Annotated in this window: 14 protein-coding genes; 9 read left to right on the forward strand and 5 right to left on the reverse strand. The window is 68.8% G+C overall.

The annotated features are described in order from the left end of the window. The first annotated feature begins 105 nt into the window (after nt 1–105). From JEQ17_RS20900 to JEQ17_RS20910, 3 genes are all read left to right on the forward strand, one after another. A complete protein-coding gene (locus JEQ17_RS20900; RefSeq protein WP_200401622.1) occupies nt 106–1269 on the forward strand; it encodes a 4-hydroxybenzoate 3-monooxygenase in 1164 nt (387 codons plus the stop codon). 132 nt (nt 1270–1401) lie between these two features. Then, complete coding sequence (locus tag JEQ17_RS20905; RefSeq protein ID WP_200396658.1) at nt 1402–3105, forward strand: methyltransferase; 1704 nt, start codon at nt 1402–1404, stop codon at nt 3103–3105. A gap of 132 nt (nt 3106–3237) precedes the next feature. Further along, nucleotides 3238–4230: an aldo/keto reductase gene (locus tag JEQ17_RS20910; protein ID WP_200396659.1), complete on the forward strand. Its 993-nt coding sequence runs from the start codon at nt 3238–3240 to the stop codon at nt 4228–4230. Between the two features lie 253 nt (nt 4231–4483). On the opposite strand, the gene thpR is transcribed toward JEQ17_RS20910, so the two are convergent. After that, nucleotides 4484–5080, reverse strand: a complete 597-nt coding sequence (gene thpR / locus JEQ17_RS20915) for an RNA 2',3'-cyclic phosphodiesterase (protein WP_200396660.1) — start codon at nt 5078–5080, stop codon at nt 4484–4486. Nucleotides 5081–5208: 128 nt separating this feature from the next. On the opposite strand from thpR, the gene JEQ17_RS20920 reads away from it, so the two are divergent. Then, the gene (locus JEQ17_RS20920) at nt 5209–5970 is read left to right on the forward strand and encodes a bestrophin-like domain (protein WP_200396661.1); all 762 of its coding nucleotides are present in this window, start codon (nt 5209–5211) and stop codon (nt 5968–5970) included. Here JEQ17_RS20920 and JEQ17_RS20925 read toward each other — a convergent pair. Further along, on the reverse strand, nt 5967–7316 hold the full coding sequence (locus JEQ17_RS20925; RefSeq protein WP_325176274.1) for an MFS transporter: 1350 nt from the start codon (nt 7314–7316) through the stop codon (nt 5967–5969). The genes JEQ17_RS20920 and JEQ17_RS20925 overlap by 4 nt on opposite strands. Nucleotides 7317–7376: 60 nt before the next feature. After that, nucleotides 7377–7814 (reverse strand): MarR family winged helix-turn-helix transcriptional regulator, encoded by a 438-nt coding sequence (locus JEQ17_RS20930; protein WP_143639706.1) that lies wholly within the window; start codon nt 7812–7814, stop codon nt 7377–7379. A gap of 155 nt (nt 7815–7969) precedes the next feature. Here JEQ17_RS20930 and JEQ17_RS20935 point away from each other — a divergent pair, with 155 nt between their 5' ends. After that, on the forward strand, nt 7970–8152 hold the full coding sequence (locus JEQ17_RS20935) for a hypothetical protein (protein ID WP_055616674.1): 183 nt from the start codon (nt 7970–7972) through the stop codon (nt 8150–8152). 3 nt (nt 8153–8155) lie between these two features. Here the strand turns inward: JEQ17_RS20935 and JEQ17_RS20940 are convergent, their stop codons facing one another. Continuing rightward, nucleotides 8156–9607 (reverse strand): NCS2 family permease, encoded by a 1452-nt coding sequence (locus JEQ17_RS20940; protein ID WP_200396662.1) that lies wholly within the window; start codon nt 9605–9607, stop codon nt 8156–8158. Between the two features lie 187 nt (nt 9608–9794). Here JEQ17_RS20940 and JEQ17_RS20945 point away from each other — a divergent pair, with 187 nt between their 5' ends. Beyond that, the gene (locus JEQ17_RS20945) at nt 9795–10058 is read left to right on the forward strand and encodes a DUF2530 domain-containing protein (protein WP_200396663.1); all 264 of its coding nucleotides are present in this window, start codon (nt 9795–9797) and stop codon (nt 10056–10058) included. Nucleotides 10059–10228: 170 nt separating this feature from the next. Then, complete coding sequence (locus JEQ17_RS20950) at nt 10229–12637, forward strand: cation-translocating P-type ATPase (RefSeq protein WP_200396664.1); 2409 nt, start codon at nt 10229–10231, stop codon at nt 12635–12637. Between the two features lie 381 nt (nt 12638–13018). Here the strand turns inward: JEQ17_RS20950 and JEQ17_RS20955 are convergent, their stop codons facing one another. Continuing rightward, nucleotides 13019–13948 carry a hypothetical protein gene (locus tag JEQ17_RS20955; protein ID WP_200396665.1) on the reverse strand — a complete coding sequence of 310 codons (930 nt, stop codon included), beginning with the start codon at nt 13946–13948 and terminating at the stop codon, nt 13019–13021. A 729-nt stretch (nt 13949–14677) separates the two neighbouring features. Here JEQ17_RS20955 and JEQ17_RS20960 point away from each other — a divergent pair. Both JEQ17_RS20960 and JEQ17_RS20965 read left to right on the forward strand, forming a co-directional pair. Then, the gene (locus JEQ17_RS20960) at nt 14678–15748 is read left to right on the forward strand and encodes an amidase domain-containing protein (protein ID WP_200396666.1); all 1071 of its coding nucleotides are present in this window, start codon (nt 14678–14680) and stop codon (nt 15746–15748) included. 14 nt (nt 15749–15762) lie between these two features. Next, nucleotides 15763–16209, forward strand: a complete 447-nt coding sequence (locus JEQ17_RS20965) for a hypothetical protein (RefSeq protein ID WP_200396667.1) — start codon at nt 15763–15765, stop codon at nt 16207–16209. Nucleotides 16210–16277 lie beyond the last annotated feature (68 nt).

A 16277-nucleotide genomic window follows, 5' to 3' on the forward strand; every position in this document is an offset into this window, starting at 1 on the left:
GGCATTCAGGTGATTTCGGTGGGACAACCGGTTTTAGGCTACTTAATATCTGGTTCCGTGACAGACGGGAAGAGTCGGCGGCGAGCGGCCGAACACGCGACCGGTGTGGTCGTCCTCGGGGCCGGGCCGGCCGGGCTCGTGCTCGGCAACATCCTGGTGGACAGGGGGATCGACTGCGTCGTCCTGGAGCGGGCGGAGCGCACGCATGTGCAGACGCGGGCGCGTGCCGGGTTCCTGGCCGCCAACACCGTGCGGATCCTGGAGCGGCACGGTCTCGCCGACGGGCTGCACCGGCGCGGGCAGCTCCACAGCACCTGCGAGTTCCGTACCGAGGACGGCCGGTTCCGGCTGGACTACGGCGGGCTCGGGCAGGGGGAGCCGCACACCGTCTACCCCCAACAGGACCTGGTGACCGACCTGTTGACGCGGTTCCTGGACCGCGGCGGACAGATCCGTTTCGGCAGCGAGGCCGTGGCCGTGCGCGCCGCCGACAGCGAGCGGCCCGAGGTGGCCGTGCGTGAGGCCGACGGGCGGCCCGCCCTGTGGCGGGCACGGTACGTGGCCGGCTGCGACGGGCGGCACGGCGCTGCCCGGCGTTCACTGCCGGCCGGTACCGTCCGCCACCACCGCGACCACGGCGTCACCTGGCTCGGCCTGCTCGCCGAGGCGCCGCCCAGTCTGGACGCCGTCGGATACGCGGTGCACGAGCGCGGGTTCGCCGGGCACATGGCCCGTACCAGCGAGGTCACCCGCTACTACCTGCAGTGCGAGCGCGGCACCCCCGCCGACGCCTGGTCCGAGGAACGGATCTGGGACGAGCTGGAGCTGCGGATGCGGGCGCGCACATACGGTCCGCTGCACCGCGGGCGCCTCGTGCAGCGTTCCGTCGTCGACCTGGAGTCCGACGTGCTCGAACCGCTGCGCCACGGCGCCCTGTTCCTCGTCGGCGACGCCGCCGGTCTGATCAGCCCCTCCGCCGCGAAGGGCGCCAATCTCGCGGTCCTGGAAGCGGAGGTCCTGGGCCGCGCCCTCATCGACGACCTCGTCGTCGGGGACTCCAAGGGCCTCGACGCCTACTCGGCACGGTGTCTGACGCACATCTGGCGTGCGCAGGAGTTCTCGCACTGGATGATCGGGCTGCTGCACGGCCCGTCCGGCGCGGACGGCGAGTCGCTGTTCCACAACTCCCTGCGCCGCTCCCGCCTCACCTCGCTGCGCACCTCGCGCAGCCAGCAGGACTGGTTCGCCGAGCACTACGTCGGCGTGTAGCCCCCCATATCCCGTCGCTGCTTCCCCGTACCCGGTCGCTGCTTCCCCCCTGTCCCGCCACTGCTTCCCAACTCCGCACCCGCGTACGTCCGTACGTGTACATCCGAACCCCGGAATGAGGATCCACCCGCAATGATCACAGCATTGTCGGGCGATACGTCCCGCCTGCGCGCGACGGTCGGCTTCGTCAAGGAACAGGACACCGCCACACTGCTCCAGCTCCTGCTCCCCGGGCTCGACGGCCCTGAGCTGCGGGCCCTGGCGGAGCGCTGCGACTTCTCGCACGCGGCGCTGCTCGTCTTCCCGCCCGACGAGGCGGCGCTGAGCGCCACGCTCGCCGCCTGCGGGCTCGAAGCGGACGCGCCACCGCGGCCCAGTGTCATCGTGCGCGAGCGTCTCGCCGTACGGCACAAGCGCAGTGCGGCGGAGCTCGACGTCGGCATTCTGCGCCCCGCGGTGGAGTGCCTGGACGGGGCGCGGCGCATGGTCGAGGTGTTCGCGCTGACCGTGCCGCCGGGGTCGGACCTCGACTCGGTCGCCGCGCACGAGCGGGAGCAACAGCACGAGACGCATGTCGCGTTCGAGGTCGCCACACCGGACCCGCTGGTGCTGCGCGGCCTGTGCGCGGCCTTCGGGCGGTACGGCGCGTCCCCTGACGGCGGCGGCTACAACCCGCACGAGAACGGCACGGTGTTCTACTTCAGCGCGCCCGCCGAGGCCAAGGCGGCCGGGTACCGGCGCGTGGAGCTGTACGTCCCCGGCGACCACCGCGACGTCCTCGCCGCCCACCTCGACGAGCACCGCAGGCGACAGCCCGCCGAGACCCTGCTGCGCCTGCTGACCGGGGCGTGGACGACACAGGCCCTGGCCGCGTTCGCGCGCCTTGGGGTGGCCGACGCGATGGACGAGGAACGGGCCGTCGGCGTGGACGAACTGGCGCGGGACATCGGTGCGTCGGCGCCGAACCTGGCCACCCTGCTGCGCTATCTCGCCATGCTCGGCGTGGTGGGCGAGGACCGCGACGGTTTCCGGCTCACGGACACCGGCGGGCTGCTGCGCACGGACGCCGAAGGGTCGATGCGGGCGCTGGCGCTGATGTACGGGGGACCGTTCTACGAGTCCTTCGCCGGGCTCGACCACACCGTGCGCACCGGACAGGTCGCCTTCGAGCAGCGCTTCGGCGAGAACCACTTCGACCACTTCGCCCGCGATCCCGAACTCGCCGAACTCTTCGACCGGTCCATGGCCGCCGGTTCACGGATGTTCGACCCGCTGCCCGTCCACCCGGTCCTCACCGCGGCGGCGGAAGGGGACACCGTGGTCGACATCGCCGGCGGCAACGGGGAACTGCTCGGCCGAATCCTTTCCGCACATCCCCGCCTGCACGGCATCCTGCTGGAGCGCCCGCACACCGTGGAGACCGCCCGCCGCCTCCTCGGCGCGGCCGGCCACGCGGAGCGGTGCGCCTTCCGGGCGGGCGACTTCGCGGACGTACCCGCGGGCGGCGACGTCTACGTCCTGTCCCGCGTGCTGCACGACTGGGACGACGACCGCTGCGTCGAGATCCTGCGCCACTGCGCCCGCGCGATGCCCCCCGCCGCCGATCTGCTCGTCGTCGAACGCGTCCTGCCCGCCGACGGCTCGGCCTCGCTGGCCACGGCCTGGGACCTGCACATGATGTGCAACGTCGGCGGCCGCGAACGGAGCGCCGACCACTACGCCCGGCTGTTCGCCGACGCGGGCCTCACCCTGGTGGGCGTGTCCGCACTGCCCCTGGACGGCAGCGTGCTGCACGTCCGCAGGACAGGGGCGACGAACACCGGGTCCAAACCCTAGGAGTTGAGCTCCTTCTCGCACGCGGGGCGGACGTCCGCCCCGCGTGCGAGCACGCGTGCGCGACATGATCGGCCGGACGTGTCCCAGGAGTGGTGTTGCCTAGAGCGCACTCCACCACGTTGGCTATGAGCCATGAAGTACACGCAGCTGGGACGCACAGGACTCAAGGTCAGCCGACTCGTGCTCGGCACCATGAACTTCGGTCCGCAGACCGACGAGGCCGACAGCCACGCGATCATGGACGCGGCGCTGGACGCGGGGATCAACTACTTCGACACCGCCAACGTGTACGGCTGGGGCGAGAACAAGGGCCGTACCGAAGAGATCATCGGCAACTGGTTCGCCAAGGGCGGCGAGCGGCGCGACAAGGTCGTGCTCGCCACCAAGGTGTACGGGAACATGGCCGCCGACGGCGACGCCTGGCCCAACCACGACAAGCTCTCCGCGGTCAACATCCGCCGTGCGGTCGACGCGAGCCTCAAGCGGCTCCGGACCGACTACATCGACATCTACCAGTTCCATCACATCGACCGCCGCACTCCCTTCGAGGAGATCTGGCAGGCCATCGACGTGCTCGTACAGCAGGGCAAGATCCTCTACGTCGGGTCCTCCAACTTCCCCGGCTACAAGATCGCCCAGGCCAACGAGATCGCCGCCCGGCGCGGCGGCACCATCGGGCTCGTCAGCGAGCAGTGCCTCTACAACCTCGCCGAGCGCCGCGCCGAGATGGAGGTCATTCCGGCCGCGCAGGAGTACGGGCTCGGTGTCATCCCGTGGTCCCCGCTGCACGGCGGTCTGCTCGGCGGGGTCATCAAGAAGGAGGTCGAGGGCGGACGCCGGGCGAGCGGCCGGGCCGCCGACTCCCTCGCCAACACCGCCATCCGCGCACAGATCCAGTCGTACGAGGACCTGCTCGACAAGCACGGCATCGAGCCCGGCGAGGCCGCCCTGGCCTGGCTCCTCACCCGCCCCGGCGTCACCGGCCCGATCGTCGGACCGCGCACCGCCGAGCAACTGGAATCCGCCCTGCGGGCCGTCGAACTGGAACTGACCGACGACCTGCTGACCGGCCTCGACGAGATCTTCCCGGGCCCGGGCCCGTCCCCGGAGGCCTTCGCCTGGTAGTGGCACGTGGAAAGGGCGCCCCGGCGGGGGCGCCCTGAAGGGGCGCGGGGAACTGCGCGACCTGGGGGCACCTCCCGGCCGAAGGCTGGGGGACCACAACGGGCCCGCGGCCAACAACCCGCCGCCGGAGGCAAACGGCTACCTACCGACCGCGGCCGCCATCGCCACCACAACGAACATCAGCACAAGAACACCGGCCATGATCCGGTTACGCGTCTTCGGGTCCACACCACCGAGCCTAACCGCCCCTCCCTCAGCCACCCCCGGCGAGGGGTCCGTCGACCGGCCCGCCGAGGGGCCACCGCCCGTGCACCTCGTACCGCGGCTGCTCCCCGGGCACCCCCGAGACGGGCAGCCGACTCCGCATCAGACACAGATCGGCAACCGTCCACGCCCGCCCCTCGAACCCGTCGAGCAAGGACACGTACGGGGCGAGGTCCGCCTCCTCCCGGCTCCGCGCCAGCGTGAGATGCGGCCGGTACCGCCGGTGCTCCTCCCGCTCCACCCCCGCCTTGTGCCCGGCCGCCCCCGCCCGCTCGGCGAGCAGCCGCAACGTACGTACGTCCCCCGCGGCGCCCGCCCACAACGCGCGGCCCCCGAAACGGCCGCCGCCCCGCAGGGACAGGGGGAAGGGGTCCGTCCGCCGCGCCGCGCGTTCCAGGCGGGCCGACAGATCCGGTACGAGCCCGTCGTCGACCTCTCCGTAGAACGCGAGCGTGAAGTGCCAGCCGGGCAGGCCCGTCCAGCGCAACCCCGGGCCCGGCTCGGGCAGGTTCCTCAACTCATCGACCACCGAGGCGAGTTCGGCGGTCACGTTCTCCGGGGGCAGCACGGCGGCGAAGAGTCTCATGGCGTCACCCTTCCAGGGAATGGATCACCGGGCACACGGCCCCGCACCATGGATGTGCAGGCGTACACGGACGTGCAGGCGTACACCGACGTGCACTCGTCTGCGGGGGACTACGGGGGGACGTCCACATGCCGGTGCTCGGGCTCTTGCTGATCATGGTGTGTTCGGCCGCGGCGACGGCCGTCGTCTTCGTGGTCGCCCGTGTCGTACCGGTCGCGCGGCGGAAGGCGCACAACGACGTTCTGGGGTTCGTGTACGCGGAGATCGGCGTGATCTACGCCGTGGTGCTCGCGATGGTCGTGGTGGGGGTCTGGGACACCCGGTCACAGGCCCACGAGAACACGTACACGGAGACGAACGCGCTGCTGCAGATCGCCTGGTACGGCCGTACGCTCCCGGCGCCGGACCGCGACCGCCTCGGCGACCTCACCGAGCGGTACACGCGGACGGTGATCGACGACGAGTGGCCGCTGATGGGCGAGCAGCGTGACGCCGCCGCGGCGTGGACGCTGTTCACCGAGATCCGCGAGACGGTCAACTCCGCCCAGCCGGACACCCTCGCCGACCAGGCCCGTTACGACGTCGCCCTCGAAGCGGTCGCCCAGCTCGGCGACGCGCGCCGGGAGCGGGTGAACGAGGCCGCGACGGCGGGCGTGCCCGACCTGCTGTGGGCCGTGCTGCTCATCGGCGCCGCGGTCAACATCGGCTTCGTCTTCCTCTTCGGCATGGAGAGCCTGCGCGCCCACGGAGGCGTGGCGTTCGCCCTCACCGTCACCGTGGGCGTCATGCTCCTCATCGTCTACGAGTTCAACTATCCGTTCAACGGGCCGCTGAAGGTCGAGCCGACGGCCTTCCGCCTCGCCCTGGAACGGATACGGGCGATCGCCTAGGCGGCAGTCGCCAGCGCACGCTCCCTCGGCACGAAGCGGACCTGCGGATGGCCGTGGTGCCAGCCGACCGACAGGCGCAGGCCGCCCACGCGGGCCAGGGCGAGGCCGACGGTGACCGCGGCCAGGGCCGAGACGACTCCGCCGACGGCGAAGCCGACCCGGGGGCCGTAGGCGTCCGTGATCCAGCCGACGACGGGCGCCCCCAGCGGCGTACCGCCCATGAAGACCATCATGAACAGGGCCATGACGCGGCCGCGCATGGCCGGGTCGGTGCCCATCTGGACAGCGGTGTTCGCCGTGACGTTGACCGTCAGGCCGGCGATCCCGATCGGGACCATGAGCAGGGCGAACAGCCAGTAGGACGGGGCCAGGGCGGCCACGATCTCCAGGACACCGAAGGCGACGGCCGCCGCGACCAGCACCCGCGCCCGGGCCGTGCCGCGCCGGGCGGCGAGCAGCGCGCCCGCGAGCGAACCCACGGCCATCAGCGTGTTGAAGAGGCTGTACGCGCCCGCGCCGGCGTGGAAGACGTCGTCCGCGTAGGCCGAGAGCCAGACGGGGAAGTTGAAGCCGAAGGTGCCGATGAAGCCGACGAGGATGATCGGCCACATCAGGTCGGGGCGCCCTGCGACATAGCGCAGGCCCTCGCGGAGCTGGCCCTTGCCCCGCGGGGTGCGCTCGACCTGGTTCAGCTCGCGGGAGCGCATCAGGAGCAGACCGGTGATGGGCGCGACGAACGACAGTCCGTTGAGCAGGAACGCCCAGCCCGTGCCGACGCTCGTGATGAGCAGGCCCGCGACGGCGGGGCCGACGAGACGGGCGGACTGGAAGTTGGCGGAGTTGAGGCTGACCGCGTTCTGCAGCTGCTCGGGGCCGACCATCTCGGAGACGAAGGACTGCCTGGCCGGGTTGTCCATCACCGTGGCGAGGCCGACGGCGAAGGCGGCGACATAGACGTGCCAGACCTGGACGTGGCCGGAGATGGTGAGGAAGGCGAGCGCGAGGCCGGTGAGGCCCATGGCGGTCTGGGTGGCCAGCAGCGTCGGGCGCTTCGGGAGGCGGTCCACGAGGACACCGCCGTAGAGGCCGAAGAGCAGCATCGGCAGGAACTGCAGGGCCGTGGTGATACCGACGGCGGCGGAGGAGCCGGTGAGGCTCAGCACCAGCCAGTCCTGGGCGATTCGCTGCATCCAGGTGCCGGTGTTGGAGACGACCTGGCCGGTGAAGAACAGCCGGTAGTTCCTGATCTTCAGCGAGCTGAACATCGAGGAGCGGGGCTTGGGAGCGGACGGGGAGTTGTGGGCGGCAGGTGCGGGGGCGGAGTCTGCTCCGGGTCCCGTACTCAACGGCGTTCGCCTCCTTGGACGGGGATGGGTTCGGTGCGCGCGGCGTGCGGGTGCGCGCGGTTACAGATGCGCGAGCTTCTCCAGGACGGGGGCGGCCTCGCGGAGCTTCGCCCAGTCGTCCTCGTCGAGGCCCTCGACCAGTCCGGCCAGCCACGCGTTCCGCTTGCGGCGGCTCTCGTCGAGCATGGCCTCGGCCCGCTCGGTCTGCGTGACGACCTTCTGGCGCCGGTCCTCGGGATGCGGCTCCAGCTTGACCAGCCCCTTGGCTTCGAGGAGCGCCACGATGCGGGTCATCGAGGGCGGCTGCACATGCTCCTTGCGGGCGAGCTCGCCCGGGGTGGCCGTGCCGCAGCGGGCGAGGGTGCCGAGCACCGACATCTCGGTCGGGCTCAGCGACTCGTCGACCCGCTGGTGCTTGAGTCGACGTGACAGGCGCATCACGGCGGATCGCAGGGAGTTCACGGCGGCAACGTCGTCGCCATGGGTGAGGTCAGGCATGTTCCTTAGAGTAACTCATTACTCTCGCTAAAGACCACCCGGGTGCACGCCTGATGCCCGTGAAACGGGCCACTGACGCATTTCATCACTCATACGAGTGAGACCGCTCCGGAAAGTGACCCGAGGGGCGGCCGGATACGGCAACCCTCGACCGCATGGGGACCAGTGTGCTCAGCCTGCGGATAGACGGGGAGCTGCTCGATCGGCTCCGGCACCATGCGGCGAAAAGGGGAATGAGCGTCCAGGACTACGTCGTCCGGACGCTCGTGCGCGACGACTTCGACGAGCGGTTCCAGACCGCGGTCGAGGAGACGGAAAAGTTCTACGGCGTCACCTGAGGCTCAGGTCAGGCCCAGCGCCGGCATCAGGTAGTAGAAGACGAACACCGCCGACACCACGTACATCGCGACCGGTACGTCCCGCCCGCGCCCGGCCGCGAGCCGCAGCACGACGAACGTGATGAAGCCCATGCCGATGCCGTTCGTGATCGAGTACGTGAACGGCATCATCAGCATCGTCACGAACGCCGGGATCGCGATGGTGTGGTCGCTCCAGTCGATCTGGCGGATCGAGCCGGACATGATCAGGAAGCCGACCGCGAGCAGTGCGGGCGTGGCGGCCTGGGACGGGACCATCGCGGCGACGGGGGTCAGGAAGAGCGCGGCACCGAAGAGCGCGCCGGTGACGACGTTCGCGAAACCGGTGCGCGCGCCCTCGCCGACGCCTGCCGTGGACTCCACGAAGCAGGTGGTGGCGGAGGACGAGGTGGCGCCGCCCGCGGCGACCGCGATGCCGTCGACGAAGAGCACCTTGTTGATGCCCGGCATGTTGCCGTCCTTGTCGGTCAGCTTCGCCTCGTCGCCGATGCCCATGATCGTGCCCATCGCGTCGAAGAAGCACGACAGCAGCACGGTGAAGACGAACAGCACACCGGTCAGTACGCCGACCTTGCCGAAGCCGCCGAAGAGGCTGACCTGGCCGACGAGTCCGAAGTCGGGGCTCGCGACCGGGCTGCCGGGCCACTTCGGGGTGGTCAGACCCCAGGAGGGCACCGTGGCGACGGCGTTGATGACGACCGCGACGACGGTCATGGCGACGATCGAGATCAGGATCGCGCCCGGCACCTTGCGCACGATCAGCGCGAGGGTGAGGAGCGTGCCCAGGACGAAGACGAGTACGGGCCAGCCGTCGAGGTGACCGGTCCCGCCGAGCTGCAGCGGCACGGTGGTCTGGGCGGCGTCCGGGATGCGCGAGACGAAGCCCGAGTCGACCAGGCCGATCAGCATGATGAACAGGCCGATGCCGATCGCGATGCCCTTGCGCAGGCCGAGCGGCACGGCGTTCATCACGCGCTCACGCAGACCGGTGGCGACGAGCAGCATCACCACGAATCCCGCGAGCACCACCATGCCCATGGCGTCCGGCCAGGACATCCGGGGCGCGAGCTGGAGCGCGACGACGGTGTTCACGCCGAGACCGGCGGCGAGCGCGATCGGTACGTTGCCGATGACGCCCATCAGAAGCGTGGTGAACGCCGCGGTCAGCGCGGTCGCGGTGACCAGCTGGCCGTTGTCCAGCTGGTGTCCGTACATGTCCTTCGCGCTGCCCAGGATGATCGGGTTCAGCACGATGATGTAGGCCATCGCGAAGAAGGTGGCGAAACCGCCACGGATCTCGCGCGACAGCGTGCTGTGGCGCTCGGAGATCCGGAAGTAGCGGTCGAGCGCGCCGGAGCCGGACCGGGGGTCCGGCTGCTTGGGCGCGGAGGCCTTGGCGGGGGCCGAGGTGGGCATGCGGGGACCTCATCGCCGGCGGACATCCCCGATGCCCAGGTGGCGTTTCGTGATTTGGAGTTTCATACGAACAGAACTGGCCAGAAACAAACAGTTTCAGTATGAACATACGTCATCGAGAACGCTATCTCCGCGCGTAGACATGACCGCCCGCGCATGGTCCTGATCACCTCGTAAGCTGTCCCCCATGGCAGGGTTTTTTTCGGGATCCCCGAAACACGAGGCGCCGGAGCCCCTGGAGGGTCCCGTGGTCGCCACCATCACGGGTGGCACGATCCTCTGGTTCGTCCTCTTCCTGGCACAGCTCCCCTTCTACAACTGGTTCGACGACCACGGACACCTGTGGTGGCTCTGGACCTGCCTGGCCGGCGCGGGCCTCGGCCTGATCGGCATCTGGTACGTACGAGGCCGCGAAGCGGCGCTGAAGAGGGACGAGGCGACGCCCCGTTAGGGGCGCGGGGAACTGCGCGACCAGCCCCCACCGGGCCGCGGACACATCCCCGCCCCCCGCCCCAGCGGAGCGCCTCCGTACAACCACGGAACCATTCCGTGTCCTCCCCTGGTCGGATCTTTGCCGCACTCGGCGGGTGAAGCCGTATATCCCCCCGTACCGTCGGATGCATGACGCACATCGACGCGGGTGCCGAACTCGACCCTGTGCATCCCACACCCATACCCGCCCCCGCCCCGAGGCCGGTGGGCCTCACCGCGGCCGAGGTCGCCGAGCGGGTGGCGCGGGGCGAGGTCAACGACGTACCCGTGCGCAGCAGTCGCTCCATGGCCGACATCGTCCGGGCGAACGTCTTCACCCGGTTCAACGCGATCATCGGCGTGCTCTGGCTGATCATGATGTTCGTCGCGCCGTTCCAGGACAGCCTGTTCGGCTATGTGATCCTCGCGAACACCGGGATCGGCATCATCCAGGAGCTGCGCGCGAAGAAGACCCTGGACTCGCTGGCGGTGATCGGGGAGGCGCGGCCGACCGTCCGCAGGGACGGGGTCGCCGCCGAGGTCGGCACCTCCGAGATCGTGCTCGGGGATCTGATCGAGATCGGACCCGGCGACAAGATCGTCGTGGACGGCGAGTGCGTCGAGGCCGACGGTCTGGAGATCGACGAGTCGCTGCTCACCGGTGAGGCGGACCCGGTCGTCAAACAGCCCGGCGACCAGGTCATGTCGGGCAGTTTCGTGGTGGCGGGCGGCGGCGCGTTCACCGCGACGAAGGTGGGGCGCGAGGCGTACGCGGCGCAGCTCGCCGAGGAGGCGAGCCGCTTCACCCTCGTCCACTCCGAGCTGCGGACCGGTATCTCCACGATCCTCAAGTACGTGACGTGGATGATGATCCCGGCCGCGATCGGCCTGGCCATCACCCAACTCGTCGTCAAGAACGACGACTTCAAGGACTCGATCGCGCGGGCCGTCGGCGGCATCGTGCCCATGGTCCCGGAGGGGCTGGTCCTCCTCACCTCCGTCGCCTTCGCGATCGGGGTCATCCGGCTTGGCCGGAAACAGTGCCTCGTCCAGGAACTACCGGCCATCGAGGGCCTCGCCCGCGTCGACACCGTCTGCCTCGACAAGACGGGCACGCTGACCGAGGGCGGCATGGACGTCACCGAGCTGCGCCCCCTCAACGGCAGCGACGAGTCGTACGTACGGAAGGTGCTGGGCGCCCTCGGCGAGTCGGACCCGCGGCCGAACGCCTCGCTCCAGGCGATCATCGACGCCTACCCGGACGGCGAGGGCTGGCGCTGCGTCGAGTCGCTGCCCTTCTCCTCCGCGCGCAAGTACAGCGGGGCGTCCTTCAGCGAGGGCGACGGCGCGTCGAGTACGTGGCTGCTGGGTGCCCCGGACGTGCTGTTGCCGTCCGAGGACCCGGCGCTCGCCGAGACCGAGCACCTCAACGAGCAGGGGCTGCGGGTGCTGCTGCTGGCCCGCGCCGACAAGGACCTCGACGACCCGCGGGTCCAGGACGGCGCCCGGCCGGCCGCGCTCGTCGTCCTGGAGCAGCGGCTGCGGCCCGACGCGGCGGACACCCTGCGGTACTTCGAGGAGCAGGACGTACGGGCCAAGGTGATCTCCGGCGACAACGCGGTGTCGGTCGGCGCGGTCGCCGCCAAGCTCGGGCTGCCCGGTGCCTCCGCCACCGTCGACGCGCGGCGGCTGCCCACCGAGAAGGAGGAGATGGCCAGGGCGCTGGACGAGGGGACGGTGTTCGGGCGGGTCACTCCGCAGCAGAAGCGGGACATGGTGGGGGCGCTCCAGTCGCACGGGCACACGGTCGCGATGACCGGTGACGGCGTCAACGACGTGCTCGCTCTCAAGGACGCCGACATCGGGGTCGCGATGGGGTCCGGGTCTGAGGCGACCCGGGCCGTCGCCCAGATCGTGCTGCTGAACAACAGCTTCGCGACACTGCCGTCCGTCGTCGCCGAGGGGCGGCGGGTGATCGGGAACATCACTCGGGTCGCGACGTTGTTCCTGGTCAAGACCGTGTACTCGGTGCTGCTCGCGGTGATGGTGGTGTGCTCGCAGGTGGAGTACCCGTTCCTGCCGCGGCACTTGACCCTGTTGTCGACGCTGACGATCGGTGTGCCGGCGTTCTTCCTGGCCCTGGCGCCCAACAAGGAGCGGGCTCGGCCGCACTTCGTGCGGCGGGTGATGCGGTACTCGATTCCGGGCGGGGTCGTCGCGGCGGTGGCCACGTTCGCCACGTATCTGATCGCTCGTCACCACTACACGGGGGAAGGGGCGTTGGACGCGGAGACCAGTGCGGCCACGTTGACCTTGTTCCTGATCGCGATGTGGGTCCTTGCGATCATCGCGCGGCCCTACACGTGGTGGCGGGTGGGGCTCGTTGCCGCGATGGGGCTCGGGTTCGTGATCGTGCTCGTCGTGCCGTGGCTCCAGGAGTTCTTCGCGCTCAAGCTGGTCGGAACGACGATGCCGTGGACTGCCGTCGGCATAGCGGTGGTGGCCTCGGCATCACTGGAACTCGTGTGGAGGTGGGTCGACCGGAGGTTCCCCGCGTAGGGGTGGGTGGATCGGTCGGTTGGCGGGGTGCGGGTTCGTCGTGGCTTGTCGCGCAGTTCCCCGCGCCCCTGGGTGGGTGGGGGTCGGTGTCGTGTGTCGAGTGCGGGTGCGTTTCGGCTGAGCGCGCAGTTCCCCGCGCCCCTAAAGACAAAAAGCCAGGGGCGCAGCCCCGCTTTTTAGGGGCGCGGGGAACTGCGCGGGCAACCCCCACCGGCCCGCGGTGAACCCAGTACGTCAACCACGCACCTCCCAGGGGCGCGGGGAACTGCGCGACAAGCCCCCACCGGGCCGCACCCACAACACACCCCCCGCCAGCCCCCTCAACGCCACTGGCCCCACGCCTGTCGAGGTGTGGGGCCAGTGGCTGGTGAGGCGGGAGGGCTAGTTCACGTCGACGAAGTCGCCTGCGGCCTTCACGGCCGGAGTGGTCGTCGTGCCGGCGAAGTTGTAGCGGAAGTAACCGTCGGCCGCAGCCTTGACAGTGGTCTTCAGGGCACCGGCCGAACCGGACTTGACCGTCTTGACATCCACGTACGTGGACGTGCCCTTCTTCTTGAACTGGAGCTTCACCGACTGGACGGTGTACCCCGCGTACTTGTTGGTCTCCCAGTTGGCCCGCGTCAGGTTGCCCTTGACCGTGATGGTCTTGCCCTTCTTCACGGGCTCCGGCGAGGCGTTGACGGTCAGCTTGGAGAAGCGCTGGACCTTGGTGGTGCCGACCTTGGCGACCTCGGCGACACCGACCTTGGTGACGTCGAAGTCCTCGGCGGACGGGTCCTGGCCGTTGAAGGCGACGGCGTAGGCGTTGGCGTTCCACGTACCGGCGTGGGAGTTGAGGAGTTCGCCGTCGCCCGGACGGACATCGATCGTGCCCTTGCAGGACGCGACGGTGGTGGAGACCGGCGTGCAGGTCGGGTACAGGTCACCGAACAGGTAGTTGTCCGGCGACTCGTAGGAACCGCGGTAGATCTCCAGGTCGACGACGAAGTCGGCCGCGGCGATGTCGACGTCGGCGGCGTGCGTCAGCGTGAACGTCGTCGGGACGGTGACCTGCTTGCTGGTACCGGCGACGATCGCCTTGCCGCCATTGATCTTGACGTTCGAGAAGCTCGCGTCGAGAGCGTACGGCGCGTCGGCCTCGGCGGCGGCGATACGGGCGCCGCTCTTGCCGGAGACGGCGTGGGCGGAGTCGAGCACCTTCGCGACGTCCGCGCGCGAGATGGCGGAGTCGTCGGCCTGAGCGGCCGGAACGGCGAAGGCGGAGAGAGCCAGGGCGCCGGTGACGGCGGCCACGGTGGCACGTATGCGCATGCGTTCCCCTGATGGAGAAAGGGCCCCGGACGGCATCGTCCTCACGTCGGGGCCGAAGTGATCAAGAGTCTGTTGACCCGAGTGATCAGATGCGTGACGGGGGTGAATGGTTGTACGCGAGGTGAATCTTTTGCGTACACGTGACCAAGGTCATCTTCACCACTCACCCCGACACACCCGAGGGGCCTACTGCACGTCGATGAAGTCACCCACTACGCCACCCTTCTCGGCGCAGTCGGCCCTGCTGAAGTTGGCGTCCGGGGCTTCCCGGTCCACGCCGTCGCCGAAGAGGATTTGCGCCAGCTCGTCGTACGAGCCGCGGTAGACCTCGACGCTCCGGGCTTGACGGTGAACGTCACCGGGCGGTCACCTTCTGGCCGGTGCCCGCCACGATCGGCTTGCCGAATGCGGCCTCATGGTAGTGCCCGGGCGTCGGATACGGCGCCCCAGACGGGCCCGCCGGAGGTCGAGATTCCGCACCCGAACCGGCCACATGCAGGCAGGTTTCGGCCGTTCGTCGACCAAGATCTTCACTTTTCACGGACCGCCAACATATCAATGGCGTCGACCGATAAAAACATTCCGGGGGGAAATCCTGTGCATTCGCATGCACGCATTAGAAGCGTATACTGCGCAACCATCCTTTCTCTCGCGACCATTGGTCTCTCCGCACCTCACGTCGAGGCGGCACCTGCCCCGGCAGCGCTTTCGAGCGACGACACCGCGGGAATGATGGACATCACGTCCGAATATCTCAAGGAACGCGCGAACGTCATCACCGCCGAGGGAGCAGAAAAGGCGAAGAAGGCGGCACCAGCAGCGTCCGCAAAGGGAAAGATGACCGCTGCGCTCGCGGCCAAAACCGCAAGGGAATATGCAGCATTGGCGCTCCTGCGCGCGCAACTCAATCGGGATAACGGCGGCTACTCTCGTGCTGAAGTGAGCGTCACTGCGGTGACAACCACAGTGGAGGCCGATACGGCCACCATGGAAGCCACGGAGGATGCGCGGCTCTATTATCCCAACGTGCCGGCCGGGGATCCCGAGTACGAGGAGTATTCGGTGCCTCATACCCTGACCTTCGTCCGAGCGTCCGACGGAGGCTGGCTCCTGGACAGCGACACGATCGATGCGAGCCTGACCGGGCCAGGTCCGGTCACCCAGCCCGGCCAGCCCGGAAGTGCCACACCCTCAGACGCTGAGAGCGAGGGCCAGTTGGAGGCAGGGGGCAGCACTGTTCCAGTGACTGACGTCGAGGACGACAAACCACTGGAGACCGACCCCGCGGAGGGATCGGTCCGCACAAGGGCTGCCAACGCCGGCTACAGCTACGGCAAGATGGTGAGCTACGCGAACAAGTACTGGAAGACCGCGAACTCGGACTACCGGAAGTACGGCAGCGACTGCACGAACTTCATATCGCAAGCCATGCGCTCGGGCGGCTGGAACACCACGGCCGGGAGCTTTGTCACCCGCAAGGACAACAAGAAGTGGTTCTACGGCTCATTCGAGTCGACGACCAGTTACACCTGGGCAGGGGCGGAGAACTGGTACTGGTTCGCCAAGAAGCACTCCAAGCGGACCAGAATACTGAGCAACGTTTGGCAGCTTCTTTCGGCCGATGTCCTCCAGGCCGACTGGAAGCGGGATGGCATCATCGACCACACCATGATCGTAACCAAGCGCGGAAGCAAGGGAGAAATCTATCTCACGTACCACACTCCGAGTAAGCACAATGTGAAACTGAGCACTCTCCTGAGAAAGTACCCGAACGCCGCCTGGTACGCGCATCGCACGTGACAAGGGAGCAGCACATGACTTTCCCGAAGGGCACACTCTGGGTTGCGGCTCTGGTCGGAGGTGTTGTGCTGAGCGGCTGCTCCAGTGACGGTTCCTCCGATGTACAGCGGACGGAACAGGAAACCGCCAAAGCCTATATCTCCGCTCTCAACGACCAGAATGTCACCAGTCTGGTGGGACTGGCTCCATCGGGGCACGAAGGAACAGAGCAGGAAGCCCGGGACATCATCGCGGAGCACGGCGGACGTGGTCTGAAGATCAAGAGCATGGACGTGTCCCATGATGTCGGCCCTGACGAGGCCAGTACACAGGTCTCGGGCACGGACCGTCAGGGGAAGAAGTTCAGTACCTACATCCAGATGTCGCGCGAGAAGGACACTTGGGTTGTTGTCCTCGGGCAAGCGTCTGGTTTTGACCAGAGCGGCAAGAGCCCGGCGTCCACCGATCCCGCGGCTGGATAGAACGCGATTCCGGCCACGCAGAGGCCCCCACGGTGGGAGGCCTCTGCGGCTCAATCTCAAGTCGGTGC

Source organism: Streptomyces liliifuscus, assembly GCF_016598615.1.
Taxonomy (GTDB): domain Bacteria; phylum Actinomycetota; class Actinomycetes; order Streptomycetales; family Streptomycetaceae; genus Streptomyces; species Streptomyces liliifuscus.